This window comes from Paraburkholderia sp. A1RI_3L, from assembly GCF_048957895.1.
Classification (GTDB): Bacteria; Pseudomonadota; Gammaproteobacteria; order Burkholderiales; family Burkholderiaceae; genus Paraburkholderia; species Paraburkholderia kururiensis.
In genome coordinates, this window is the sequence record NZ_JARCHA010000001.1 from 820,559 (window position 1) to 845,719 (window position 25,161).

Annotated in this window: 18 protein-coding genes and 1 pseudogene; 15 read left to right on the forward strand and 4 right to left on the reverse strand. The window is 55.7% G+C overall.

What is annotated here, in order from left to right:
- Together PXJ20_RS03875 and PXJ20_RS03880 are read left to right on the forward strand one after the other, a co-directional pair.
- Window positions 1-1,821, forward strand: a complete 1,821-nt coding sequence (locus PXJ20_RS03875; protein ID WP_421030216.1) for a hypothetical protein — start codon at window positions 1-3, stop codon at window positions 1,819-1,821.
- The gene (locus tag PXJ20_RS03880; RefSeq protein WP_199545412.1) at window positions 1,818-2,204 is read left to right on the forward strand and encodes a hypothetical protein; all 387 of its coding nucleotides are present in this window, start codon (window positions 1,818-1,820) and stop codon (window positions 2,202-2,204) included. Before PXJ20_RS03875 ends, PXJ20_RS03880 begins: the two co-directional genes overlap by 4 nt.
- A 427-nt stretch (window positions 2,205-2,631) precedes the next feature.
- On the opposite strand, the gene PXJ20_RS03885 is transcribed toward PXJ20_RS03880, so the two are convergent.
- Entirely contained in the window at window positions 2,632-2,919 is a 288-nt protein-coding gene (locus PXJ20_RS03885) for a helix-turn-helix domain-containing protein (protein ID WP_199545411.1), read from the reverse strand.
- Window positions 2,920-3,158: 239 nt separating this feature from the next.
- On the opposite strand from PXJ20_RS03885, the gene PXJ20_RS03890 reads away from it, so the two are divergent.
- The 3 genes from PXJ20_RS03890 to PXJ20_RS03900 all read left to right on the forward strand — a co-directional run bounded on the left by PXJ20_RS03890 (window position 3,159) and on the right by PXJ20_RS03900 (window position 4,814).
- Window positions 3,159-3,620 (forward strand): hypothetical protein, encoded by a 462-nt coding sequence (locus tag PXJ20_RS03890; protein ID WP_199545212.1) that lies wholly within the window; start codon window positions 3,159-3,161, stop codon window positions 3,618-3,620.
- Window positions 3,621-3,755: 135 nt separating this feature from the next.
- Complete coding sequence (locus PXJ20_RS03895) at window positions 3,756-4,148, forward strand: hypothetical protein (RefSeq protein ID WP_199545211.1); 393 nt, start codon at window positions 3,756-3,758, stop codon at window positions 4,146-4,148.
- A gap of 42 nt (window positions 4,149-4,190) precedes the next feature.
- A complete protein-coding gene (locus PXJ20_RS03900; protein WP_233411939.1) occupies window positions 4,191-4,814 on the forward strand; it encodes a hypothetical protein in 624 nt (207 codons plus the stop codon).
- A 668-nt stretch (window positions 4,815-5,482) separates the two neighbouring features.
- Here the strand turns inward: PXJ20_RS03900 and PXJ20_RS03905 are convergent.
- Entirely contained in the window at window positions 5,483-6,418 is a 936-nt protein-coding gene (locus PXJ20_RS03905; RefSeq protein WP_199545208.1) for a LysR family transcriptional regulator, read from the reverse strand.
- Window positions 6,419-6,522: 104 nt separating this feature from the next.
- Between PXJ20_RS03905 and lysA the strand changes: the two genes are divergently transcribed.
- The 10 genes and pseudogenes from lysA to PXJ20_RS03955 all read left to right on the forward strand — a co-directional run bounded on the left by lysA (window position 6,523) and on the right by PXJ20_RS03955 (window position 19,692).
- On the forward strand, window positions 6,523-7,761 hold the full coding sequence (lysA, locus tag PXJ20_RS03910) for a diaminopimelate decarboxylase (RefSeq protein WP_199545207.1): 1,239 nt from the start codon (window positions 6,523-6,525) through the stop codon (window positions 7,759-7,761).
- Between the two features lie 138 nt (window positions 7,762-7,899).
- Window positions 7,900-10,860, forward strand: a complete 2,961-nt coding sequence (locus PXJ20_RS03915) for an AMP-binding protein (RefSeq protein WP_421030970.1) — start codon at window positions 7,900-7,902, stop codon at window positions 10,858-10,860.
- Window positions 10,861-10,879: 19 nt separating this feature from the next.
- On the forward strand, window positions 10,880-12,175 hold the full coding sequence (locus PXJ20_RS03920; protein ID WP_199545205.1) for an aspartate aminotransferase family protein: 1,296 nt from the start codon (window positions 10,880-10,882) through the stop codon (window positions 12,173-12,175).
- Between the two features lie 28 nt (window positions 12,176-12,203).
- A complete protein-coding gene (locus PXJ20_RS03925; protein ID WP_421030217.1) occupies window positions 12,204-13,238 on the forward strand; it encodes an iron-containing redox enzyme family protein in 1,035 nt (344 codons plus the stop codon).
- Window positions 13,239-13,288: 50 nt separating this feature from the next.
- The gene (locus PXJ20_RS03930; protein ID WP_199545203.1) at window positions 13,289-14,572 is read left to right on the forward strand and encodes an ATP-grasp domain-containing protein; all 1,284 of its coding nucleotides are present in this window, start codon (window positions 13,289-13,291) and stop codon (window positions 14,570-14,572) included.
- Window positions 14,573-14,603: 31 nt separating this feature from the next.
- Window positions 14,604-15,746 carry an MFS transporter gene (locus PXJ20_RS03935; protein ID WP_199545201.1) on the forward strand — a complete coding sequence of 381 codons (1,143 nt, stop codon included), beginning with the start codon at window positions 14,604-14,606 and terminating at the stop codon, window positions 15,744-15,746.
- Between the two features lie 110 nt (window positions 15,747-15,856).
- Window positions 15,857-16,318 carry a flavin reductase family protein gene (locus PXJ20_RS03940; protein ID WP_421030218.1) on the forward strand — a complete coding sequence of 154 codons (462 nt, stop codon included), beginning with the start codon at window positions 15,857-15,859 and terminating at the stop codon, window positions 16,316-16,318.
- Between the two features lie 149 nt (window positions 16,319-16,467).
- A complete protein-coding gene (locus tag PXJ20_RS03945; RefSeq protein ID WP_421057409.1) occupies window positions 16,468-17,235 on the forward strand; it encodes a class II aldolase/adducin family protein in 768 nt (255 codons plus the stop codon).
- 35 nt (window positions 17,236-17,270) lie between these two features.
- The gene (locus tag PXJ20_RS03950; protein WP_199545198.1) at window positions 17,271-18,599 is read left to right on the forward strand and encodes an LLM class flavin-dependent oxidoreductase; all 1,329 of its coding nucleotides are present in this window, start codon (window positions 17,271-17,273) and stop codon (window positions 18,597-18,599) included.
- Window positions 18,600-18,874: 275 nt separating this feature from the next.
- Window positions 18,875-19,692, forward strand: a pseudogene (locus tag PXJ20_RS03955) (IS5 family transposase).
- Between the two features lie 173 nt (window positions 19,693-19,865).
- Here PXJ20_RS03955 and PXJ20_RS03960 read toward each other — a convergent pair.
- Both PXJ20_RS03960 and PXJ20_RS03965 read right to left on the reverse strand, forming a co-directional pair.
- Entirely contained in the window at window positions 19,866-22,997 is a 3,132-nt protein-coding gene (locus tag PXJ20_RS03960; protein ID WP_421030219.1) for an AAA family ATPase, read from the reverse strand.
- Window positions 22,994-24,859, reverse strand: a complete 1,866-nt coding sequence (locus tag PXJ20_RS03965; RefSeq protein ID WP_199545310.1) for a hypothetical protein — start codon at window positions 24,857-24,859, stop codon at window positions 22,994-22,996. Before PXJ20_RS03965 ends, PXJ20_RS03960 begins: the two co-directional genes overlap by 4 nt.
- Window positions 24,860-25,161: the final 302 nt, after the last annotated feature.

Below are 25,161 nucleotides of genomic sequence, written 5' to 3' on the forward strand. Positions count from 1 at the left end.
ATGTATCCACACAAGAATCTGGTATCGAAAAACAAGGATGTGTGGACAATTCCACAGACAGAATTGTACGTAAAGCGAGAGCTTAAATTGTACTGGGGCAAACTCGCGTTGGCGGACGACGCGACGAGGCATCAACGTCAATATCTGACGCGAAGCTTGAAACAGTTCATGTCCGCTTATATGGATTTACTCGGTGCTCGGTACGGTGGTATTAGCGGAGCGACGGTTCTCGGAGTCTGGGGGCGCATTAACGTAGTGGTCTCCTGGATGACGGAGCGCCAGATATGGCGTCTAAGCCAGTTGACACGAGACGACATGATCGAGTTCTTGCGATCACCCGGCCAACGAACCAATACCGCGCGATCCGCTGGAACGATCAAATCCTACGTGGCGTTGTTTAACACACTATGGCAACTCAGGGAAAAATACACGGCCCCATTGAGAATAAATCCGTGGGGGCTCGGCAAAGAACGGTCGGTCCGGGGTGCTGCGACACGAAGCGATCCATGGAAGCCAGCTCCCGATGCGTTGGCGCTTCCACTGATCGACGATGCTCTAGCATGGCTTGATCAGTATGGTGAATTCACCGTGGAGCTTGCTTCTCGTATCTGGAAGTTACGCAATCGACAACTAGGGAAATCGCATGGAGTTCGTCGCCGGGCCGCAGAGAAAGAGTATCACTCGATATCCCAACTCCCCACTTTTCAGCAAATGGTGTTTGCCCTTAAGGCGGAGCACAATAGAACTGGATCGGTGGTCAGAAAGGCTATCACCACAACTCAGGATGCCGTGCTCGTTACCATTCTTTTTCTGGTTGGCCCGAGAATCAGCGAAGTCTTCTCCCTTAAGGCGGATTGCCTAGCGGCGCAACAGTTGAATAACGGAACTGATGCTTATTTTATCCAAGGAGTTGCGGCAAAGAAGCATGCGATTGTCAGGCAGTGGATCGTGCCGGAGTCGGTACGACGTGGAATCGAATTGCTGATACGTCTCCATGATCAGCAAAGAATCTGCGTCGGATTCAAATATCTTTTCATAGCCGGAAATGGCATCGTTGACGGCGTTGGGAGGAAGACCAGACGTGTGCCAGCAAACTCGGGGCCGCGCATGATCAAACGCTTCGCAGGAGGGGCGTTTAGAGCGAAAAAATGGCCAGCGACACACAGACTCCATCCACATGCCGCCCGAAAGACATTCGCTAGCATGGTTATGCGCCGCGACAAACATGCTTTGGGCGCACTCGCGAATCATTTGGGACACTTGAGAGACATGATTACAGCGGGCAGTTACGGGGGTGGCGACCTCGAACTCTCACAGATCATGCGGGAAGAGGACCGAAAGGACCTTGTGGATGGTCTTACTGATCTACTGATGAGTTCGGAAGTAGCTGGGCCGGCTGCTCCCGCCCTTGCGGCCGCACGTGCGAGTGTGGGCGATCCAAAGACCTTCCGAGGAAAGAGAGTTCTCGAGGCAATGGTCGAGGATATGATCTCGAAAGGGGTAGTGCTGGCGCCTTGTTATTGGGGATACTGCGTGTACTCACGAATGCACTCGGCTTGCCGCGGTGATGACTTCGGGCCCAATCCCATCGAACGATGTGCCGACGTCTGCGCACGTTGCAGGAATTTTTGTGTCACGCAAAAGCATAGACCATTTTGGGAGCAGCGCCACGCGAGAGACGAACTGTTCCTCAAGTCGCCAAATCTTTCTGAACAAACGATACTAGTGGTACAGCGACGACTTGCCCGATCGGCGTCTGTATTAGCATCGTTGAATAACCAGGCGGTGACGGAATCCGCGGATAAGGAGCGGCGAGCATGAATTCAACTGTTGTTGAGCTAAGACAATCTGTAATCGAGCGGTTGAGGACCGCAATTGACTTCCTTGTCCGAGAGTACCCAGGCACACAAATTTCTGTTTCACGTGTTTGTCAGGTGGCGAAAGTAAATCGCGGCAATGTTTATGTCTCTCACCCGGAGATTATCCAAGAGATCCTCGCGCACAGGAAGTCTGCGCGCTGTCAGAACTCCGGGTCACCAAAACGAGAGTTGCAGAGAGAGCTTAGCAAACGAGTCTCTACACTGAATCTCGAAAAAAAGGCGCTTTTATATGCATTGCTGGAGCAGAAACTTAAGATCCGCGAACTAGAACAGATCATTTCTGATAAGGACAGAGCATTGAGTCGAAAACAAAAGGAGCGGTAGGAAAAAGGGTATCCGTATTTCGTGGTTGATGCCGACGGTCTTTGCTGCGTTGCGGAAATCTGGCGCGCTAACTGTGCGTTGCTCGGTGAACGCATTTCAACCCGAATCGGACCACCGCGCGGATGGGACATCGACGGCCGCTTCTCCTGGCAGCGGCCATTTGACCGGCCGGATGGAATCCACGGGGCACAAGCTCCGCGGCGGATCGTCTAGTTATCCAAAATAGCCGATCCTCGAGACAATCATCAGCAGGTTCACGATCTGCGCGAAATGGTTGTCCGACAGCCGTTAAAGACCGTCATGCCGATCGCGTGCCGAGCAGCGCCCCAGCTATGCAGGGCAGAATGGCCGGGCCGAACGCGGTCTTGTCGGAGGAATGTCGCCGCCCTCAGCCACGTGTGTATCACAATCACACGCAGCTTTACTGTCACTTCTCTCCAAAGATTTCCAGCAGTTGTGTGCGCAGACCATTCGTCACCCGATCGATATCTTTCTGAGTGAATCGGTCCATGTAGGCAACGGTCAACAATGTAAGCGGGTGGATTCCAAGCACTCCCGCTAACTTCTCGATCTTTCCAAGTGTGGGCGACTTCAGGCCCCGTTCGATCGTGCTTATGTACGTCCGACTGGAGATGAGCCCAAAATCCTCCTGCGTGACATTGACTATTTCGCGAAGTCGCTTCAGTGCGGTGCCGAACTCGGCCTCGGAGCGCATGCAAGTCCTCCCATAAAGGACTTGATGTACTCATTTCGAACACTAAAGAACTACAATCTATAGTGTTCATTTGTTACCATCAACGATTTTTCATCTGGAACGTACGCGCGCATAGCACGATTGCAGGAGGTCGCATAGAGGGGGCGTCTCGTTGGGGCGCTGGCCGTGGGAACGGACGACGAGTGAATTACGAAACAGGAACTCGACAGGATGTCAGTAAGTTACCTCAAGGAAGATGGATGTTAGTGACGGATGCGACTTGGGCCGAACGTGAGGCGTTCAATCCGCAACTTGCGACGCCCTACCAGGCGTGGGCCTGCGTCAGGTGGACGGACGAGCACCTGAATTTTCTCGTGACCGCATCGCCCAAGCGACGGGGTGACTCCTCGCTGCCGACTGGATGGCTATTGGCTGGTCCCGAAGTATTGCTCGAGGCGGTTTCAGAATGCGAGCGAGATAGCTTTCTCGTCTATGTACTGGATCGCGCGGCTGACGGTATCAGCCTCCACTTGTACCAAGTTGCCGGCATCTGGCGGGAGCGCGAAACAAAAGCAGGCGACGAACCCTGGAGATGGTATTCAACCAGTCATGGTGAGCTGAGGCCGTGCACACGAAATCGGCGCGATCTCGCATCTCCCCCAGCACTGGTTAATGAGCGGCGCTTTGATACTGTCGCTTTCGCTGCCGACGGGCAGGTTTGACGCGTTCAGCCCTTATTAAAGCTGCGAACGGCCGTCTTGATTGCCCCCATATCACTGCGATACGACAGTCACTTGCTGCAGCCTCTTACACCCATAGAAACCTAGAACTCGCTTTTTGTGAAGTCGGTGCGCCGCATGACCATCAACTCTCCAGCCATTCCTGACGATTTTCCTCGGGCGCCTGCGCCGGGCGCTGTCGGTGGGTACCAACCGAAAGTCCTGCTCCGTCGGGTGGGTGATCGGCTTATCTCAGGGCCGACCGATGAAGACCTATTCACGCGATACGACGCGTGTGAAGATCTTGTCCAACAGCTTGTGTCCTACGCCCGCCGGAAGCGTGGCGAAAATCAATCGCAATCGCTGTTTGATATCCTTTCTAGGATCGAAACCGACGTAACCCGTAAAGTTTCCTCGGGACAGTGGGACATTTCGTCGGCTGAGGTGGCCTGGGTCATCAAGCGCGTTCGCGAACTGCTGGCAGAAGAACTGCAGGATGATGGTCTCCCCGGAATGATAGGCTGTATGTGATGAAGTGAGGACGCCATGATCCGAGTCCATGACCAACCGAATATGGATATCCCGACCGAGGGTCTAGTGCTCAACCTACGCCTGCCGGTCGGCACCGATCCGGCCATCGTACCTTCCCTCAAGCGAGGTCTGGAGGATCTGGTGGAGGCCCTTCTGACGAAAAGGCCTTTCGAGGAAGCCGTTTTCAAGCGGGCGGACGATCTTGCTGCCGCGATCACAGGCCTGACGGGGCCGGTCGCGCCCCTGATCGAGGAGCGCATTCGGCGTCGGGAGACCATGCGCGCGGTCTTGGCGCGAGGCGACTGGCTCACGGCGGAGCAGATCAATGCGCTTCAGATCATGCCGCCCGCCGACACGGGGCAGCCCGCCAGCGACTGGAAGCGCCACGGCCGCATATTTGGCGTATCCGTCGGCGGCCAGGAATACTTCGCCGGCTACCAGTTCGATACCATGTGCGAGCCGTTGCCGGTCATTGAGGAGATCCTCGATGCACTTGGCCCGGTTGCCGATTCATGGAAAATCGCCGCCTGGTTCCATTCCCAGAACGGATGGATTATGGGTACCGGCGAGCGTCAGGGCCAGCCCATCGCCCCGATGGATGCGCTAGACCGACGTGACAGCATCGTTAATGCTGCGAGGCGCATCGCCGGGACATACATTGCCTGACAGGGCCGGCATATATGGCGTATGACCAGTCCTTCCACTTTCTACATTGGAGTGCAGACCAGTCCGAAACAGTACGCTTTGATTAGCGGGGCGGAGTAGGCGCGACAAGGGTCGCCGCTGGCAGCAGTGTCGTCGGGGACCTGTGGCGATACACGAGCGTGCACCGAACGATGGATTTTCGTCAGCTCGCCGCTCAGGGGCGGTCAAAATTCCGGATAAAGTGCGCCTCCGGTCGTCGGCGCCGGCGCCTTCTCCGGTCCAGAAATACAAACCACCGCTCGGGGACGGCCGATTTCGTCTTGGCGCGTGGTCTACCGGTTACCACAACCGGCGGAAGGGACGCAGAGCGACGTGGAGCGGTTAAAATGCACTCCGCTTTGGGGCAGATTTCCTGTCAGGGCTACGGTCGGACGGTGGCCGGCAGCAACGCTGGACGTTCTCGATCGTCTTGGGTTTAGCCATGGCCTAAAGGTCCATGTGAAGCCGTGGAGCGCAAGCGCCACACCCTCTCAAGACCGTTGAGCGTGAAACGCTGGCGGGCAAACCCAGAAGGACAGTTCCCCTCGTTAGCTTTGTGTTCTGTGCTTCTCCCGCATGAATTCCCGAAACTGCATGGGATGGTATGTACCGCCTCTCACGACTTTCAAGAATGCTCTGTGTGTGGCGTCTCATACAGTTTCCCCGCGCGAGCCGAGTTTTGCGTCTAGTATGGATTGAATCACCTCTGCTTCGCGTTGAACCGCGAGGCTGAATGCGGCGACGGCAGGATTCAAGGGGCGATGAATCGGCTTTACCAGGCTCACGCGAAAGGTATAGGTATCTCGCAGCGGGCGGATATGAAGTTCATTGCCTTCGAAATCGAGCGCAGTAAGTGGATTGACGATTCCCACACCCACGCCTTTGCGCACAAGACCGCACAACGATACCGCTGAGGGCGTTTCCACGACGATACGCCGCTCGATACCCTTTGCAGCGCAGTCGCTATCCAACTGGATCCGGTATGGGTCGGTCGGTGACAAACTGATGAACGATTGCTGTGCCAGGTCTTCGAGTTCGATGAATTGGCGAGCAAGCAGGGGATGGCCTGCCGGTAAGACGCAGACCTCATTGACCTCCAGAAGTCGCGTAAGGCTCGTACCTGCCGGGGCGCTATCGTGCTCCGTTAGCCCGATGTCATACAGCTGACCGGTAAGCCACTCCTCGAGAACGGGGGATTCTTGGGTGGAAATTGAAACACCTGCTCCGGGATGCGCCACCGCAAAGCGTCGGCACGCACCCGGAAGCAACGAATGCGCAAACGCAGGTAAAGCCAGCACCGATAGGCGGCCTCCCTGAAACTCGCGAAGCGAAGCCGCAGTTGCGTTGATGCGCTCGATTCCCACGTATGAGCGCTTGATCTCGTCGAACAACGTCAGTCCAGGAAGAGACGGCCTCAATCGCCCTTGTACCCTCTCGAATAGTTCGAGACCGATCACTTGCTCCAGACGAGCAAGTTCGCGGCTGACTGTCGGCTGTGACGTGAACAGCATCTCGGCAGCCTTAGTCACACTTCCTGCTGCCATGAGCGCACGAAATATCTCTATTTGGCGATATGTAATTCGCATATCTATATCAGGGATGAATGAGAGAACGAATATTAAGTATTTTACCGAGAGGCTCGATTACTTCACGATGAACCCGTAGATACACTCGAACTTGTGAACGAAACGTGCGCATACCACCGGATCAAATTGTCGAGCTTGCCGAGAAATACGGAACCCCTTTGTGGATTTACGATGCCGCGTCGATCAGAAAACGCATGGTATCTCTTCGCTCGTTCGATGAAATTCGCTACGCGCAAAAAGCCTGTTCCAATATTCACATCCTTAAGCTGATTCGTGAAGAAGGTGGATTGCTTGACGCTGTATCGCTCGGGGAACTGCACCGTGGCATCGCGGCAGGCTATCCAACCAGTGGGCACAGGGACCCCATCGTTTTCACATCGGATGTCATCGACTGGCCGACCCTCTCGCTGGTACTCAAGCGCAACATTACCGTGAATGCTGGCTCAATCGATATGGTCGAAAGAGTCGGTAAGCACTCTCGCGGTCATAAGATCTGGCTGCGTATCAACCCCGGATTCGGTCATGGACATAGCCGGAAAACCAATACGGGAGGGGATCACAGCAAGCATGGAATATGGTTTGAAAGGGTTGACGAGGCTATCCGGTTGGCTCGCGAATACGATCTCCAGATCGAAGGCCTGCATATGCACATCGGCTCTGGCTCCGACTACCAGCATCTCGAGCAGGTTTGCGAGGCGATGGTTAGCGTGGTCAGGGAAACCGATCTGGATATTCGGGCGATTTCGGCCGGCGGTGGACTACCCGTTCCCTACAACGAAAGTGACGACGAATTGGATGTCGAGAAATATTTCGCATTATGGGATCGAGCGAGGAAAGAAATCTCGGATCACGTTGGCCATCCGGTACGCATAGAAATCGAACCCGGAAGATTTCTGGTAGCTCAAGCAGGATTGCTGGTGGCCGAAATCCATTCGCTGAAAAACACGCCGAGCCACCGGTTTGCGATTATCGACGCGGGCTTCAACGATCTGATGCGGCCCTCGTTTTACGGAAGTTTTCATCGTATGTCGTTGATCCCCCGCGAGGGCGTAGCACTAGGAGACCGGACACTGGAGCATGTGGTTGTTGCAGGTCCGCTGTGTGAGGCGGGAGACGTGTTCACCCAGCTTGCCAACGGCGAGCTAACAGCGCGGCAATTGCCTGCTCCCACGATCGGTGATCTCTTGTGCTTTCACGACGTCGGAGCATACGGCGCCGCAATGTCGTCCAACTACAACAGCCGACCGCTCGCGCCGGAGATTTTAATCGACGAAGGAGAGGCTCACCTGATTCGTAGAAGACAGACCATGGAGGATCTGATCACCCTCGAGAGGGATGTGTAGCCATCGATTACATACTCATTCACTTTTGTAATTTTTAGTAAGGAATACGAATCGATATGTTGATGGCATGAACAACTCCCGCGAGTTCGGCATTCAATTTCGATAGGACCGACAGGAAGCTACATGATTGGACACGATATGCAAAATCGCCCGGTATGCGACGAGGAAAGCGTGCTAAGCCTCATAGGCGCATCGGCTATTCGCTTTTCGCATGAAACGGCTGTGCGCTCGGGATGTCACTCAATGTCATACACCGAACTGCTTTCCTGCGCGCTTGCGAATGCTGACGTGTTCCGAAAGCGAGGCCTGCTTCCTGGACAATACGTCCTTTGCAATATTGATCGAGGAATAGAGTTGCCAGTGGCGTGGCTCACGTCCCTGCTGGTCGGAACAGTCCTAGTGCCAGTCGATACGAAGTGGCCCGATTCGCGTCTCGCGCATGCACTTAGTCTGACCGGCGCAGCGGCAATCATGCACGCCGACGACGCGCTGCCGACTACCTTCTCGGAGACGCTACCCCTGCGTGTCGATTTAGGCCTTCGGTCATCGCTCGGATTCGACGTAATACCTCGTGCGCCGATTAACCGGCAAATCTATGGTTTCTTCACGTCGGGAAGCACCGGCCAGCCGAAATGCGCATTGAATCACCACGCCGGTATCATCAATCGTTTGCGCTATATGACGAAGCGGTTCGGTGAGCGTCATATCGTGCTACAGAATAGCTCGCACGTATTCGACTCGTCGATCTGGCAGATTCTCTGGCCGCTGACGAATGGTGGGATGCTCGTTATTCCGGAAATGCGCCGGCCAACTGACGTCGACTACATCACCGAGCAAATCGAAACCTATAGCGTGTCGATGACCGACTTCGTTCCGTCCATCATACGGTTCGTTGCACAGGCGTTGCAGCGTGAGACTCTGTCTGCAGAACGACTGCAGTCTCTTCGATACGTGTTGGTTGGGGGAGAAGAAATGGACGGCATGGTTGCTGCGTCGTTGCTCGAGCGGCTCCCCCGTACGCGACTGATCAACACCTATGGCCATACGGAAGCGTCGATTGGCATGGTTTTTCACGAGATCACCCGCGATGACAGGCAACTGGTTCCGCTCGGTTTGCCCATAGACCATACCTTTGTCCGCATCTGCAACGATGCACTGGAACCTTGTGCGACAAACGAAGTGGGAGAGATCGTTGTCGGCGGCGTATGCGTGGGAGATGGTTACCTCGGACAACCAGAGCTAACGGCAGCCACATTCATTGCCAACCCATTTCCCGACATTCCAGGAAAACGTGTCTATCGTAGTGGGGATCTTGGCGCGATAGGACCGGATGGCCTGCTCCGCTATCACGGCAGACGCGACAGCCAGATCAAGATCCGTGGTGTGCGCATCGAGTTGGGTGAACTTGAGGCGGTTGTGAGCGAACTGTTTTGCAGCTCTGTCGAGGCCGTCGCAACGGCATTCGAAACCTTGACCGGCGATCGAATCATCGGACTCGGCTATCGATCCGACGATGACGTCTCCGCGGACACATTGCGAGAGGCGCTCCGTTGTCGATTACCTTTGACGCATATTCCGAAGGCCTACCTCAAATTAGAGGCCATTCCTCTGACACAGAATGGAAAGGCTGACCGCAAACGCATCGCCTCACTACTGCGGGAAATGGTTATCGACGGGCAGGCAGAAGAGCAAACGCTATGCGCCAAGCTCCAAGCCGCGTTTCGACGATTCCTGTTCAATGTTTCGGTCGAACCGGATACCGACTTTTTCGCGAGCGGTGGGGACTCGCTCGACGCGATTAATCTGATCGACTACCTCTATGGCGAGGTCGGGGTGTCAGTCGAGATTGCTTCACTGTATGGAAATCCGACACCGGCCCGGCTGGCCAACTATTTGGAGGGTAGCGGGTCCGATAAATCGCCCGCGGACGATATCGTATGGTTGCCTGACTATGCCGCAACCCGGCCATTCCGCACTTCACAGTTCGGCCGGCCGACCCATATTCTGATGACTGGTGCGACCGGATTCGTCGGTATTCACCTGCTGCGAAGCCTGCTGACCGAGACGAATGCCTTCGTCAGCGTCGTCGTCCGCGGACGGGACGATGCAGAAGCAACACGGCATCTTTCGGAATCGGCTGGCGCTGCACGGTTATCGTTGCGAGCATTTACCGACCGGGTCGCGGTAATACGCGGGGATCTCGCTCAGCCACGTCTCGGAGTAGACAAAGACGTCTGGGAGCGGCTGTATGACACCGTGGACACGGTCCTTCACGCCGGCGCAAACGTCAATTTTCTATCCAGATATGCTCATCTGTCACCGTCGAACGTTGAGGCTACGCGTCAGCTCATCGACTTCTGTTCAATGGGAAGACCCAAAGCGTTTCATTACGTTTCGTCCCTGGTTGCAAAGAAGGCCGATCACCTCGAACCACAGAATCCGGATCGCCAAATCACATTACGCGATCTCTCGGCACTCGGCTGCGACGGCTATGCGATGACGAAGATCGCGAGTGAGCGATTGCTGTATGGTGCCGCGCGCGCAGGGCTACCACTGCGCATCTACCGACTTGACGATGTCTTGCCGTCCCTTCGAAGCGGTTGTGTCAACAGGCGTTCATTCATCCATTTGCTTTTTAGAAACTGCGCCACTCATGATATTGCACCCGTCGGATTGGGAAACATTACCGCCATCTTCGTCGATGACGTGGCTGCGCTCATGACTAGTGCCGTCTACCGGCCCGCCATTACGCAGGAACCGGGCAAACCGGCAAATCCGCGCATGACGCTCGAGATAAGCAGCCACGCAGTAATCGACAGTCAGCAACTCCTCGGTGCGATGGCTGACATGATGGGAAAAATCCTCGTTACCACCGACTACATAGCGTTTCTCGAAACCATCGCCCGACGTGCCGACGGGGAGTCGCGACTGTTGCATGAAATTCTCCTGGAGCGAATTCCCGGTGAGGTATTCCGCAAGGAAAGTCATGTGCAGCATGCGGTGTGGGATGGCGATTATCACGCCCTCGCCGACGCGCTGTTAGGAACTTCCGTTCAACGCATATGCAGGAGCGAATTCAATGCAGAGTCCGTGCAATAACAGCATGCAGTCGACAGCCTTGTCGACGCTTATCTTCCAGCGTGGACAGATGCTACTTCCCGGCGGGGTGAGTTCACCGGGACGGGCATTTTCTGACGTCGGCGGACAACCACTTGTCATACGAAGCGGTGACGGCAAGTTCCTAGACGATGTCGACGGTAATCGCTATATCGATTTCGTTTGCGGTCTCGGCCCGATGATTCTTGGGCACGGCCATCCAGTGGTCACCGAAGCCATTTCGAGTGCATTCCAGCATGGCGCAGTATTCGCTATGCCCACGGAGGCAGAATACCAGCTGGCCGAGACGATCCTCAGCACCAGCGATTATTTGGAGCGCATTCGCTTCACCTGCTCAGGAACTGAAGCGACGATGACCGCGACTCGCGTCGCGCGTGCGGCTACTGGCCGGTCCGGGATCCTCAAGTTCAAGGGTGGCTATCACGGCCATTCCGATGTACTCCTATCCGGCGGTACGAAGCGGAAGATTGCACAGGAAGACGGTGAGGCGGTCCCGGAACCACACATCGAATCGTCCGTGCGCGCCAATACACACATCGCCAACTACAACGACGTCGAGTCCGTCGAAAAGATCCTGTCTCAATCCCCGAACGAAATTGCTGCCATCATCGTCGAACCGGTGCCGTCGAACATGGGTGTGATTCCCCCTTCGGAGAATTTCCTACACGAACTACGGCGGCTCGCGGATCGATCGGGGACGATTCTGATTTTCGATGAGGTCGTGTCTGGATTCAGGCACCGCTATGGGCCGGTCGCCGATGCCTTTGGAGTACGTCCGGACCTGATCACATTCGGGAAGATCATCGGTGGCGGACTTCCGGTGGGCGCCGTAGGCGGACGCGAGGATCTGCTTTCTTTGCTTGTCTCTCGAGGCAGCGTGTTTCAGGGCGGAACGTTCGCAGGTAACCCGGTCACGATGCTTGCGGGGCTTGCCCAACTGGACGTGATGCGCAGAGACAACGTGATCGATAAAGTTACCGCATTGGGCGAAAGACTAGCTGCTCGTTTGCAGCATGCGTTCAGCGAGCGCGAACTGCCGTATTCTTCCCAGCACTTCGGTTCACTCGTCACACCGATCCTTGTTCCCCGTCAGAAAGTCCTTCGCAACTACGCGGAGGTCGAGTTGCAAGACAAACCCCTTTTCGCGCACATTCATCGCCAGCTTCTCGCGCGAGGTATCGCACTCCCGCCGACGATCGAAGAGCCGATTTTTGTATCCGCGTGCCACTCGGAGCGGGATATAGACGACCTCGCTGAAGCATACGCAGACGCAGCGGTGTCACATTTCAAACGATGACGATTCAATCAACTTTTAAGGGATAAAGATGGAAGCTGCTCGTTTTTTCGATGACATCGTTTCGTATTTCGATCTTAGTGCCGCGGAATTCGACGACAAAGTTGATGAAATCATGATAAACGCGGGCGGTTGGCCCGCTGTGGAGCAGATGCTGAGCTGGGCGTATTTGAATCGCGATGAAAAAGTGCTTCAAAGCGCGCATCTAGCGCTCAATAAAATCTACGCACTGGTGACGTTGGTTCGCGAAGCCGGAGTTGAGTCACCGGAAGGGTCCGCTGTGTTCGCCCGCATTCGGTTCATGCTGGAGCGCCACTTCCTCAGCTATCTGGAGCACGAAGCCGGGGCGATGTTGCCGCCGGACATTCCCGACAAAAATTTCGAGGCATGGTTACAGAACTTCATCGCGCGTCATCCCGCAGCCGAACACCACACTTATACGAAGTATCTCGCGGACGAGGCTGACCTCACTGATATCCGATACTACCTGGTTCAGGAATCGGCCATAGACGCGAACACGGACGATTTCCTCGCCGCGCTTCAGATTGGCGCCCCGAATCCTTCGAAGCTCGAAATCGCGGCGAACTACTGGGACGAAATGGGCGAAGGCGACCACAACCTATTGCATTCCGATCTGTTCAAAAAAGCGCTGAGCAGCTTCAGCATCTCGCACGACGAGACGGTTGACGCATTTACGCTGGAGGCGCTCGTGTGTGGGAATCTGCAGACGATGCTGTCGATGCGACGCGAGCTGTTCCATATGGGCGTCGGCTACTTTGCCGCGACCGAGCAACTCGTCCCGGAGCGCTTCAAGGCGCTGAAGAAGGGCTGGGAACGCGTTGGACTGACGAACGAAGGTGCCGAATATCACCTGCTCCACATCGAAGTCGATAGCCATCATACGCAGCGATGGTATCGGAACGTGGTTGCGCCCCTTGGCCGCCAATCGGCGATTTCTCGATTGCATATGCTCAAGGGCGCGCTCTTCCGCCTGTATACGTCGAATGCCTATCTTAATGCTCTGGCTCGCAAGTTCGCGAGTCGGGCGGAGGCGATGGTGAACTGAATGCCGAGCGCCTTACGCTCACTGACACTTCTCTGTCAACGGATGATCTGATGAAACACTTTGAGCCCGCCAATTCCGCTGCGGTCCATCGTTACGCCCTTATCGTCGATCCGCTCTCCTCAGGTAGATACTATCTCGACGAGTTCCGCAAACACGGGGTCGAATGCATTGGATTCTTGTCCAGCAAGACAATTCCTGCGCATCTGGTATCGGGGGTTCACGATCTTCCGTTGGCGAAGCTGTTCGATGACAAGAACGAACTGTTGCGATGGCTTTCGGGTAGAGGCGAAGTGATCGCGGTCGTAGCGGGCTTCGAGACCGCGATCGAAGCTACTGATGGTCTCGCAGCAGAATTGGGTGTTACGGGAAACGATGTTGCAACCTCTCACACACGCCGTTACAAGGACGAGATGCAAACGGCACTCAAGGACGCAGGCGTTCGCGGAATTCACACACGGGTCATCTCGACCGAGGCGGAAAAGCTCGATGAAATCGCAACGAGAAGTGAATTTCCGTGCGTCGTAAAACCTGTAGGTTCGGCCGGATCTGAAGGTGTGACACTGGTGCGATCGGGAGAGGAACTAGCCGAGGCACTGGATCGATCTGTGCTAGGCAGTACAAATGAACTTGGACTAGTGAACGACCGGTTTATCCTGCAGCCTTATGTATCGGGAACCGAGTACGTCGTTGATCTTGTCGCTTTTGGAGACCGATACCACGTTGCTGCAGTGGGACGGTACGCAAAGGTCCGCGCCAATGGTGGTGACTTCGTCTACCTCGCATACGAAGTACTTAATCCGGAAAATGATGAATGGGAAACGTTGACGAATTACGCCAAGAAAGCCGCCGCCGCTTTGAACGTATCGGTCGGGCCTCTCCATATGGAAATCATCGTTTCGCAACAGGGGCCGGTCTTGGTGGAAGCCGGAGCTCGTCTGCACGGCGGTGTTTCCGTTAGCCTATTCAAGGAGTGCTACGACTTGAACCTGCTGGCGACTGCGGTTCGAAGCTACATGAATCTGGCCGCACCCGAGCGAGGCACCCGATTAATCAAGCATGGCAAGGTTGTCGCTTTGGTATCGTCCCGCGAAGGAGAACGGCCGATACTCGACCACTACTTTAACGAATGTGCTGAGTTGCAGTCGTACAAGGGCCACAAGTGCTTCATTAGCGCCGATGGCCCATTGCGGAAAACAATCGACCTGACCACGTGCCCGGCGGTGGTTTGGCTCGCGCACCACGATCCTTCTGTGATTACAGCCGACGAGACACGCATCCGGAGCATCTTCGAACCGGTGTTCGGGCGACTTGAGACGTCGCCGAATGTCGGTTGATCATAACGCGTAGTACAAAGGGAGCGTTGCCGTGGGATCCCTACGGTTCATCATACTGGTCTTTTGCGCAGCGATGGTTGGCCTGACCTTGAGTTTCGCCAATCCCGTCATTTCAATGCGCGCGCTCGATGCAGGATACTCCGTCGTCTTTATCGGGGCTTCCGCCACGCTATCGGGCATCGGCAGTATCGTCCTCGCCTTCATGCTACCGACGATCGTATCCCGCTGCGGCCTGCGGTGGATACTGCCGATATCGTTGGCTTTAGGGGCCGTCGCATTCATTTCGGTCGGTATGGCACCCGGAATCGTAACTCAGACAATGGCGCGTTTCGTGTTCAATGCAGCGATTGTTGCAGTGTTCGTGATTTGCGAATACCAGATTCTAAGTCTCGTCTCTGATGGCGATGCGGGCCGCGCAGCCGGCATCTATGCGGGCACCATGTCTATCGGCTATATGGTCGGCCCGCTCATGATCGACCTGACTGGTCATAGTGGTACCGCGCCATTGGTTCTGGTTGCCAGCTGTCTTCTTATAGGCGTGAGCTTGTCCCTGATGCACGGCGAGGGATCGCGGATATCCACCCCAACGACTAGAAGTGTCATTTCGTGCCTGGTCAACCGTCCTGTGTCGGCTATGGCATCACTCGCCTTCGGCACGATCGAAATCTCGATGTTCACGGTTTTCCCCGTTTACGGAGAGCGTATAGGCATGTCCCCCCAGTTGACGGCGCTGTGCTTGTCGGCGACTGCCTTGGGTGGGGCGGCTGCACAGTTTCCAATCGGCGTCGCCGCAGATCGTATTGGACGTATCTCCATGTTAGCGCTGCTGGGTCTGGCGGGTGTCGTAGTGACACTATTGATTCCTGCTGTCACCGCCTCCGCGATAACTCTCTTGGTGCTGATGACCCTCTGGGGCGGTGTGGCTAACGGCATGTATACCGTCGGTCTGTCGTTGGTTTCGGTGTCTGTCCACGAGGAGCAAGGGCTGAGCGAGAACGCCGCATTCGTCGGGGCCTATCATGCCGGCTTCTTGATCGGCCCTCTGACGGCGAGCGCCGCACTAAGCCTTTTTGGAAGCAGTGGCTTCATTGGATTTGTTACTAGCATATTCGCGCTTTCCTTGCTTCTAACGAGACGCTCGTCCAAGGCAGCACGGGTGAACGGACTGGAATAGAAAGTCCGCTGACTAACAATCTCCGCATGACAAGATCCCAGGAGCGCAAAATGGATTGCACGGGAGTTATTCAGTACCCTCCAGTGAATGAATCTACGTTTAGAAATGCGATGTCAAAACTGGTCGGTTCCGTACACATCGTGACGAGCACCGGACTCAGCGGCGATGTGGGAATGACGGCCACTGCAGTATGTCCCATCTCGCTCGTACCGCCTACGCTCCTTGTGTGCTTGAATCAGCGCTCACGCACGCATGATGTCGCGATAGCGAGCGGAGTGCTCTCGGTCAACGTACTATCCGACGATCAAAAAATCCTTGCTGAACAGTTCGGCATTGTGTCTGGTGGCGATATGTCCGCGCGATTTGCTAGCGCCTGTTGGTCTCGCAGATCGACTGGCGCCCCGTTACTCGATAACTGTGCGGTTGCGCTCGATTGTCGCGTCGATAGCGCTCATCAAGTCGGAACGCATAGCGTGCTCTTCTGCACAGTCGTCGACGTTACTACCTATGAAAAAGATGGCGTGCTGCTGTACGGCGCTCGACGATATGCAAGATATGGTTTGACAAGGTAGGAGCGCAAGTATATCCGTGCTGTATGGTCGGCGAAGATATCGGTATTTCACGACGCAAGGGAGAACGGGCATGATCACCGTTAGCAACTCATCGCTGCAAAGAATGGGCGGAGAATGACGCGACGAACAAGAGAATGGATAGCATAGAAATGAATCCGGATAACGTCCTCAAAACATTAATGTGCACAGCTGATTCTACAGATGAGCGTCGGCGCAGAAAAAAACTCCTGATCGCGACGTTGCGGGTGATTGCGAAGCACGGACATGGTGACGGTGTTGCAGGACACGTCAGCGTCAGGGATGCAGTTCTAACAGACTGCATGTGGATGAATCCATTCGGCGCATCTTTCTACTCGATTGATGAGGACGATCTCATCCTGCTCGCGTCAGACGGCAGAGTCTTGGAAGGAAACGGCGAATGCCAAGCGTCGACGGCGGCGCTGCATTCGGAAATCCAGCGAAGCCGTCCGGACGTGACGGCCATCGCCCACGCTCACACGGTATTTGCCACAGCTCTGTCGGCGACGCGCACGCTGCTCAAGCCGATTTCGATCGACGCCTGTGTCTTCCGCAACGAGCAGATGCTGTTCGACGAGTTTCGACACGGAGAAGACGCGCGCAGCGCCGCAATCCGGTTCGCGAGCGAATTGGGGCATCGTTCTGTCGGTGTCTGGCGCGCACATGGAATCTGGTCGGTCGGGATCACGCTCGAGGCGGCGCTCTGGAAGTTGCTCGCCTACGAGAGGGCTTGCCAAATCCAGGTGTATTCGTCGCTGATCGGACCGACCGAAGACATACCGGCCGAACTGGCCGGTATTCCTGAGGATATTGAAATGCTGGCGCATTTGAGCGGAAAGTCCCTCTACGACTCGATTCGAGAAAGGGCGCAAGATGCACAAAACTTAATTTACCGTTAAGGCGATCTGTGAACTCAAAACATAATGGAAGAACGATGATCATTGGTGCGTTTCTCTCCGGAACCGGAACGCACCCCGGAAGCTGGCGCTTGCCGGACGTCGATGCCAATGCTTCACGGAATTTCGAAACATATCGGCGCATCGTTACCGACCTAGAGAAATCCGGCGTGACGTTGGCGTTTTTGAACGATATCGTCGCCATTACAGACTTGGATGCGCGTGTCATTGCGCACGATTCAGATACGATGCGATGGGATCCGATTGTGTTGCTCGCTGCGCTAAGCGCGTCGACCTCGCGAATTGGCTTGGTTGCCACCGCCAATACCAGCTATAACCATCCATATAATCTGGCCCGCAGCTTTGCTTCGCTGGATCAGATCAGTCAGGGGCGTATTGGCTGGAACCTCGTCACATCCGTCGGCGGCGGCGAGAATTTCGGTCTCGATGAACATATGGAACACGCGTCACGATACGAGCGTGCGGAGGAGTTCATAGACGTCGTCAGGCGCCTATGGGATAGTTGGGATGATGGAGCGTTTGTCCAGGACAAGGAACGTGGTGTTTGGTTGCAGCCTGAAAAGTTGAACGTCACGGAATATTCGGGCAAGCATTTCCGGGTGAAGGGGCCACTCATCAGTGCGCGTCCTGTTCAGGGTCATCCGGTTATCGCGCAGGCTGGTGCGTCGGAACCTGGCAAGCGGCTCGCCGCCAGAACGGCAGAGCTGGTGTTTACCGCCGCGCGGACTATAGAGGAAGCGCGCCGATTCTCGAACGACTTGCGCAGTACCGCGAGGGAGTTTGGGCGTTCTCCGGATTCGATGAAGATTCTGCCGGGTGTGACTGTGTTCCTCGGCGAGACGAAAGAGGCTGCGCAGGCATACTTCGACAGTCTCCACGCGCTTGCCAATCCGTACGCGGCCCTGAAAGCGCTGTCGGCGTATGTCAATATTGGTGTCGATCTGCACCTCATGTCGCTGGACGATCGCATCGTCATACCGGACATCGTCCCGGAAACCAATGTTCACAAGAGCCGTCAAAAGTTGGTAATCGATATGGTTCGGCGCGAGCGTCCAACGGTTAGGCAGCTCTACAAGCAGCTTGCGGCGGCGGGCGGGCATCGTGTGATCATCGGCACGCCGGACGACGTGTGCGATGCGCTGGAGGAATGGTTTCGCGCTGACGTGGCAGACGGATTCAATTTCCTGTTACCCGATATCGGGAAAAGCGTGGACGATTTGACCCAGCTGCTGATGCCGGCGTTGCGTGCACGAGGCCTCGTTCCGAGTGGATATGCGGGTGCGACATTACGCGACCACCTCGGATTGCTGCGTCCAGTTGCGCATGCGTCGACGTGCGAGGTTTGAAATCTCAAAATACGTAGCGCGGCGCGATGTAACAAAAGCGTCACCCTCCGAGCCATTCGACGGCTTTAAGATATGCTGCCACAGATCACCTCTTCCGCCTATCGTGAAAACACCCGCCAATCCGTAATTCAGCATGCGCCGGCCCGCACTTCGTATGAAGCGACGAGCATATCGAAGTTTAAGTACTAAGAGACGGAATCAAAAAGACCCGTTGGGGGCTGTTAACCTTTTCGGCAAGCTGCTAACCTTGGCCACCTGAACAACTGGAACCAAGGATGGGCGCGCCGATTGTTGATGACGAACTGTGGACACTGATCGAGCCATTGCTGCCTTCGCCCAAACCCCGGCGCAAGAAGTATCCAGGCCGGTTGCCGGTTTCGAACCGAGCTGCACTGAACGGCATCCTGTTCGTGCTCAAGACCGGTATCCGCTGGCGCGACCTGTCGACCAGATTGGGATTTGGATCGGGTTCAACCTGCTGGCGACGGTTGCGCGACTGGCAGAAAGCCGGCGTGTGGAAGCGATTGCACGAGCTACTGCTGGCGAAGTTACGCGAGGCAGGCGAACTCGATTTCTCACGAGCAGCCGTCGACTCTTCACCTGTGCGAGCTGTTGGGGCGGGCGAAAAACTGGTCCGAACCCCACGGATCGCGCGCGACCAGGTTCCAAGCACCACATCCTCGTAGACGCCAATGGCGTTCCTGTCAGCGTGATCCTCACTGGCGCGAATCGCAACGATGTCCCCTAGCTGCTGCCGCTGCTTGACTCCATTCCACCGATTCGCGGCGTACGTGGTCGGCCGCTTCAGAAGCCAAAGGTCATCTACGCAGACCGTGGCTATGACTCTGAGGCACATCGCCAGAAACTTCGCGAGCGAGGCATCAAGCCGGTGATCGCCAAGCGCCGGACAGAACACGGCAGTGGCCTGGGCAAATTCCGCTGGGTTGTCGAACGTACTCATGCTTGGCTTCACAACTTCCGTCGTCTTCGCATTCGCTTCGAACGTCGGGCCGACATTCACGAAGCACTTCTCAAATTCGGTTGCTCCCTCGTCTGCTGGAACATCTTCAGACGGACGGAGCAGCCTTTTTGAATCCGTCTCTAAGGATTCTAATGCGACAAGCGCCGACTAGAAGATGGAAAGACGCTGGAACTCAACAAAAAGCTGCACCTGCTCAGCACACGGTTAAGGACAGCGGGCGAGCTCGATGCTCACCCACGTGTAATTAATGTTTACCCGATGTTCTCGAGGCCCATCATAGGCCGTCACCCTCCGCTGGACTCCGTGCCTCGAGCCGGCTCGATAATCTGAAACTCGCTTCCGAGAAACCCGAACTTGTGCGCAAATAAGCCTGCTATTCTCTCGTCCGCTGTAGCAAAGAAAAGTTGCCGGTTAGACTTCAGGACTAGGTTCCTCAGATAGTCAAGAAACGACAATGCATTCAGGTCATCAATGTGCGAGATGGGGTCGTCCAGTAGGATGACCTTCGGGCCACTCTCGACTTGTGCGTTCATAGCCAGAAACATCGACAGTGCATACGCTGCTCGCTGGCCAGTGCTCACTTCATTCAAATCTACCGGTACATTGCTTTCCTTCCTCATTAAGGGGGCGCTGGCATCAGCGGTAATCTTGTACTCTGCTGGCGAATGAATCCGACTGAAGATGCTGTCTGCCGCCTTATGGGCCGCCGCGACGACAGCTGCCGTTGCAGCATCGAGAGAGTGATTCTCGACGATGTCATCGAGAACTGCCTGTGCTTTGCCTAACCTATCCAGTGCGTCTTTCGTACGAGTCAAACGCTGGTCCAACTGGTTGGCCTGTTCTCTCAAGGACTTCAGCGAAGTATCGGACTGCGAGTCTTTCTCTATTGCCGCCAATACCACCTTTGCCCTCAGCACGGCTGCGCCCAAAGAGCCGAGCAGGGTACGGAGGTCCGTTGACGCTTGAACGCTAATATACCGCCGCGCGGCGTCAACAACGGTGATGACGCGCTCTAGGTTGCTCAACCGATTTTGTACCAACACAATCCCCGCTGACAGCGTAGGTGGAGGGGAGATAGAAAGAAGTGTCAGTTGCAGCGAAAATTCATCCGTGTCACGACGAAGCTCATCTTCAATGCGCGAAAATTGCTCGGAAAGCTGCTTGGAGACAGCGTCTATTTGCCGCCGTGCGTCCGTCACATCGGTCGAATTTGTAGGTGTGGGTACGTCCGGATCGAGTGGTGCGCAGAGCTCTCGTATGCGGTCAAGTGTCAGGCCGGCCCGCGAGTAGCCCTCGATTCTGGCAAGTGCTTCTCGCCTCAAGTCGGCTAGCTCCCTTTGCCGAGTTGCCAAGTCGGCCGCGGCATGTAGCGCGACGCCGACACTGGTTGCCATCTGTCCATCTAAGGCACCGGTCGCAAACTTCGCCACCTGCTCTAACCAGCTTCCGTCTCTTCGCAGACGCTCCATCTGAGCTTTGCGTTTATCTACTTCTCGCCGAAGCTCCGAAGTTTCGACCTCGGACCGAGTAGAAGCCTGTTCTTCGAGATGACGGAAGAGTTCACCGGGTTCAAACTCCGTACCGCATACCGGACAGTCTCGGTCCGAATGACGATGCTCGACAATCTTGTAGACCAGATTGCGCAGCTGTGCCATGGCCGCCTGAAGCTGCGTCTGCGTCGCAGTTTGCTCCGCAACTTGCCGCTGCATTTGGGAAATCTCGGCATCAAAGGTATCGAGCGCTGACTTCACCCCGCCGACTGCCTCTGACAAAGACTGCGTACCCCAATCGGTCTCCCAGCCGTCTGGAGCCTCGAGAGTTGGCAGCAGCGAGAATTGCCTCGCGTTCCGCGACAATTCTTCGTCGAAGGCCTTAAGTCGCTCAGAAAGCCGCTGAAGGTCGTCTACGGCCTCTACCTCGAAAGAAGCAAGCGCCGCTTTACGCGAGGCAATGAGCCGGCTGATGTCCGACAGCTTTTTTAGATTTTGTTCATTCTCTTTTTTCCGACTGGCGAGCTCATTGAGCTTCTCTAAACTCTGCCGTAGTTTTTCCGCATGGTTGGCGGCTGTCGCATCTGTCAGGACACCGTCCACCCAGTCTAGTTGCAGCACAACGCCGAACTGTGACGCCAAGTCGGTCAGTGTATCGAGGAGCTGTGCTGAGACGTCCTGCTTATCTTGCGGAAGAGTAGTCCAACCAATTCGCCGAAGGTCTTTTGCAAAAACCGAAAATTCGGCGTCTGCTTCACGCGGCGCATTTTCAAGAATTTTGATTTGCGCTGCATTGGCCCTCTGATCCGCTCGCACGACCTCACCCTCGGCGCGCTTGCCGCGCAATTCTTCGGAGACGGCCCGCCGAACATTTTCGATGCGCCTCCACATAAGATTGGCTTCGGGGCCACTCAGTAGGTCCGCAAGAATCTCGGCATTGCTACCTTCGGATGCTTTACCCGCTTTGAGAAGCGACAACTCCGCCGCGGCGTCAGTGTTCAAAAAGTTGAAACGGGCAAATTGATTGGGAAGGTTGTTCTGGCGGCTCGTGTCATCGTTTCCGTACCAGAGGCGCTGCCGGGTTTTGAAGTCCGACATATGCTGCGAGCCCGACGTCTTGACTTCCTGTCCAGACTTCAGGAGACCCACCACGCTGGAATGCGAACCGGCGTCAGAGCGTCGATTTGCCCCGCAGAAGAGAAACTCAATGCCTTCCAGAAATGAAGTCTTTCCAACGCCGTTCGGCCCAAAGAGCAGGTTGACCTTACTCAGTCCGTCGAAGTGTCTGCTTCGCGGAAGCTGCCGAAATCCGCTCAAGTTGATGCTAACAAGGTCGGCTGAGACCAACTGACGGCTTGCTACGACGCCAGACTCTTTTCTTTGACGAGTTGAGCGCTTGGCGGTACCGGACGTTATGCCTCTGACGACGTCTGCTATGGGACGGTCCGCATCTGCGACGTCATTCAGACCTGCGGCACTTAGCTTGTTCGTCCAGACTTCGACCACATCAGTCGTTGAGACTGAATCGTCCGACCCTGCGATGGAGTCGAGTTCGTTCAGTATCCGGTCAAATTCGTCCTCGAAAACCACGTACTTGCGCGCATAGCTTCGGTCCGCTTCCAGTTGCCGTTTGACGGCAAAAAAGGTCGCGTCGTCGGTAGCCCGACGTGCAACTACAAAATATAGGTAGTTGTTCCAGCGGAGGTCGAGGGACGCGCTTTCGTCAAAATACTGCGGGCCAACGATATCGTCGAGGTATTCGTTCAGCTTCCCAACTGTCGACGGAATCTCGTTGTTAAGGTCGAAAACGTAACTCGCGAAGACATCCTTGCCTCGCAGACGAACGCCACGAAGGATACCGGGGGCAATCTCCGCCACATTGGATAGCCGCTGACCGATGCTTTCTCGCGCATCGTGCAAATTCATGGTTGTGCTCCAGGCTGTTCACCAACAATACGACTGAATGACGGAACGCCGATGTCCACAGGTGACTGGCCTGCTGGGGAGGTAAAGGATGAACTGCGAACGCTAACGTATGGCTTTGAGCCAGTCGCGGTGCTGTAGAGTATGCAGAGCCGTTCCGCTTTCGTTGCGTAGTGTTGCCGTCGGAAGGTCAACTCCTGTTCGGCTGAGAGCAGGCGCTCAGGCTCCGGAGGAGGTCCTGCCAATGTTTTTCGGACACGCTGGTCCAGACGTTCCATCTGTGCCATATCGCCAACCAAAGCAACGTGCACAACAGTAGCGAGGGTCCCGTCGGTTGCGACGACATTTCGCCCCGGATACTTCTGGGACCAAGCAAAACGGAAACCACTGCGCAAGGCTTCAACGCCGGCGGGCCACTCGTAGGCGCTACCGCGCAGTTCTGCGATGGCCCGGATTGAGCCGAGTCGCTCCGACCGGAATTTCACCGCCTCGGGGGCCGGGTCCTGCGTGACTGTCACTCTGCGCACAATCTCCTGTTCGCACAACATCATCGAGTCAATGCGAGGGGCCAGGTACCAGTTCTCCTTCGGCCCGATTTCTCCAGCAGCGATCGCCATTGCGCGCTCCACTGACACCGGGCCTTCCCGATAGAGCGCACGGACATCTTCAAGGTCGACGCCTCCACCACTCGCTCCGGCTAGGAGCGCTTCAAATCCGTCGTTGGGACGTTCTTCTGGCCTGGTCGGCTCAGACCATGCACCGGCGTCTGCCGACCAGAAAAGAGTCTTGAGAACTTTTGGGCCGGAACGTGTTGACCGTGGCTTGAGTATCGCGTGGTGGAAGACCTTTGTAGTCTGAAAGAGGAAAACTCGAGGCTGATAGTCGAACTGAAGCGCGTGCACCCTAATCGGTTCGTGCCGCGTGTAATACACCCCATGAACGTGATTCTCCATAATCCGTGCATCGGATACGTCAAATTCCGCAGGCAACAGGTACCAGGCGGAACCGCCGATGTTGTTCCATTCGTGCTCGTTCTGACCGTTCTGGTCGACTGAGGTAATCTTCTCCGCCCAGTTAAGACATATGAGCTCCGTACGGCCGCCATACGCAAACAGCTCTTGCCTGTATTTTTTATAAGTCAGATGACGGGGACTATTATTGAGCTGGACATGCAACAGCAGCAGGCCATCGTAGTGCCTGCTAATCAAATCATCTTTGAATCCGAACACGTCCGAGCAAATCAGCGTCATTAGTCTCACTTCCTCCGGCGCGCGACCGAAGAGGTAGACGTTCTGGCCCGGCAGCATTCCGGTTGCCTCCGTGTTTCCCGGGTCCCCGGATGGCTCTGTCTTGTACTGAACCAGTAACACCAATCTGTCGGAAGCGTCGTCGCCGGAGCCTGTTAGGAATACGTAAACAAGCGGATTTCGATACTGTTGCGTTGTCCGTGGCTTAGGCGAGATATCGTCATCGAGGATGACGGCCTTGTCGCCGAGTCGTTCGCGGTGTCGGTCTAGGCAGCCAAGCGGCAGGCTCTCGCAGCCGAGGACCCAAAGCTTGCCCGGTTGGGGCTTGAGGCCCGCCTCAAGACTCTCGAGCAGCGCGTCCCAAGGTACGCTGTACTCCGGGGCAATGACCAAGTCAGGCTGGCTTTCCATTGCTGCGACGCACTCAAAAAGACCCCTCATTTGACATTTTGCATCTGCCGAATCCACATGTCCGATTGAGTTGTCCGCGATGCGAATGCGTCCACGAGGCTGAACAGTCAATACCGTATAAAGGCCGTCATCCGCCTGTAAGGCGTTCAGTTTCGGATGAACCAGCCCAGCATCTTCAAGCTTCTTCCCGACAAAAACGATTTCCACTGTCCTCCCCCTCGAAGCGCCTCTCTCATACGGCAAAGCACTGTTCCGGTGGCGCGCACGGACACTTATGATAAGCGAGACGCTTCGCTAACGTTCAATCCGAATGTGAGGCTCGCAGCTTATATGTCCAGTGCAACTGGCTGTCGCCCGGCCGTCTCTGGCGGTACCATCTCAACAACTTGATGTATTCATTTTGCATAATCTCCGACCCGGGCGAGCTATTGCGCGCTCCGACGTGCTCTGCCTCATCCTCTCGAGTATGCGGCCGGTGGCGCCCGGATGTTTGCGAATTTCGCTTTATT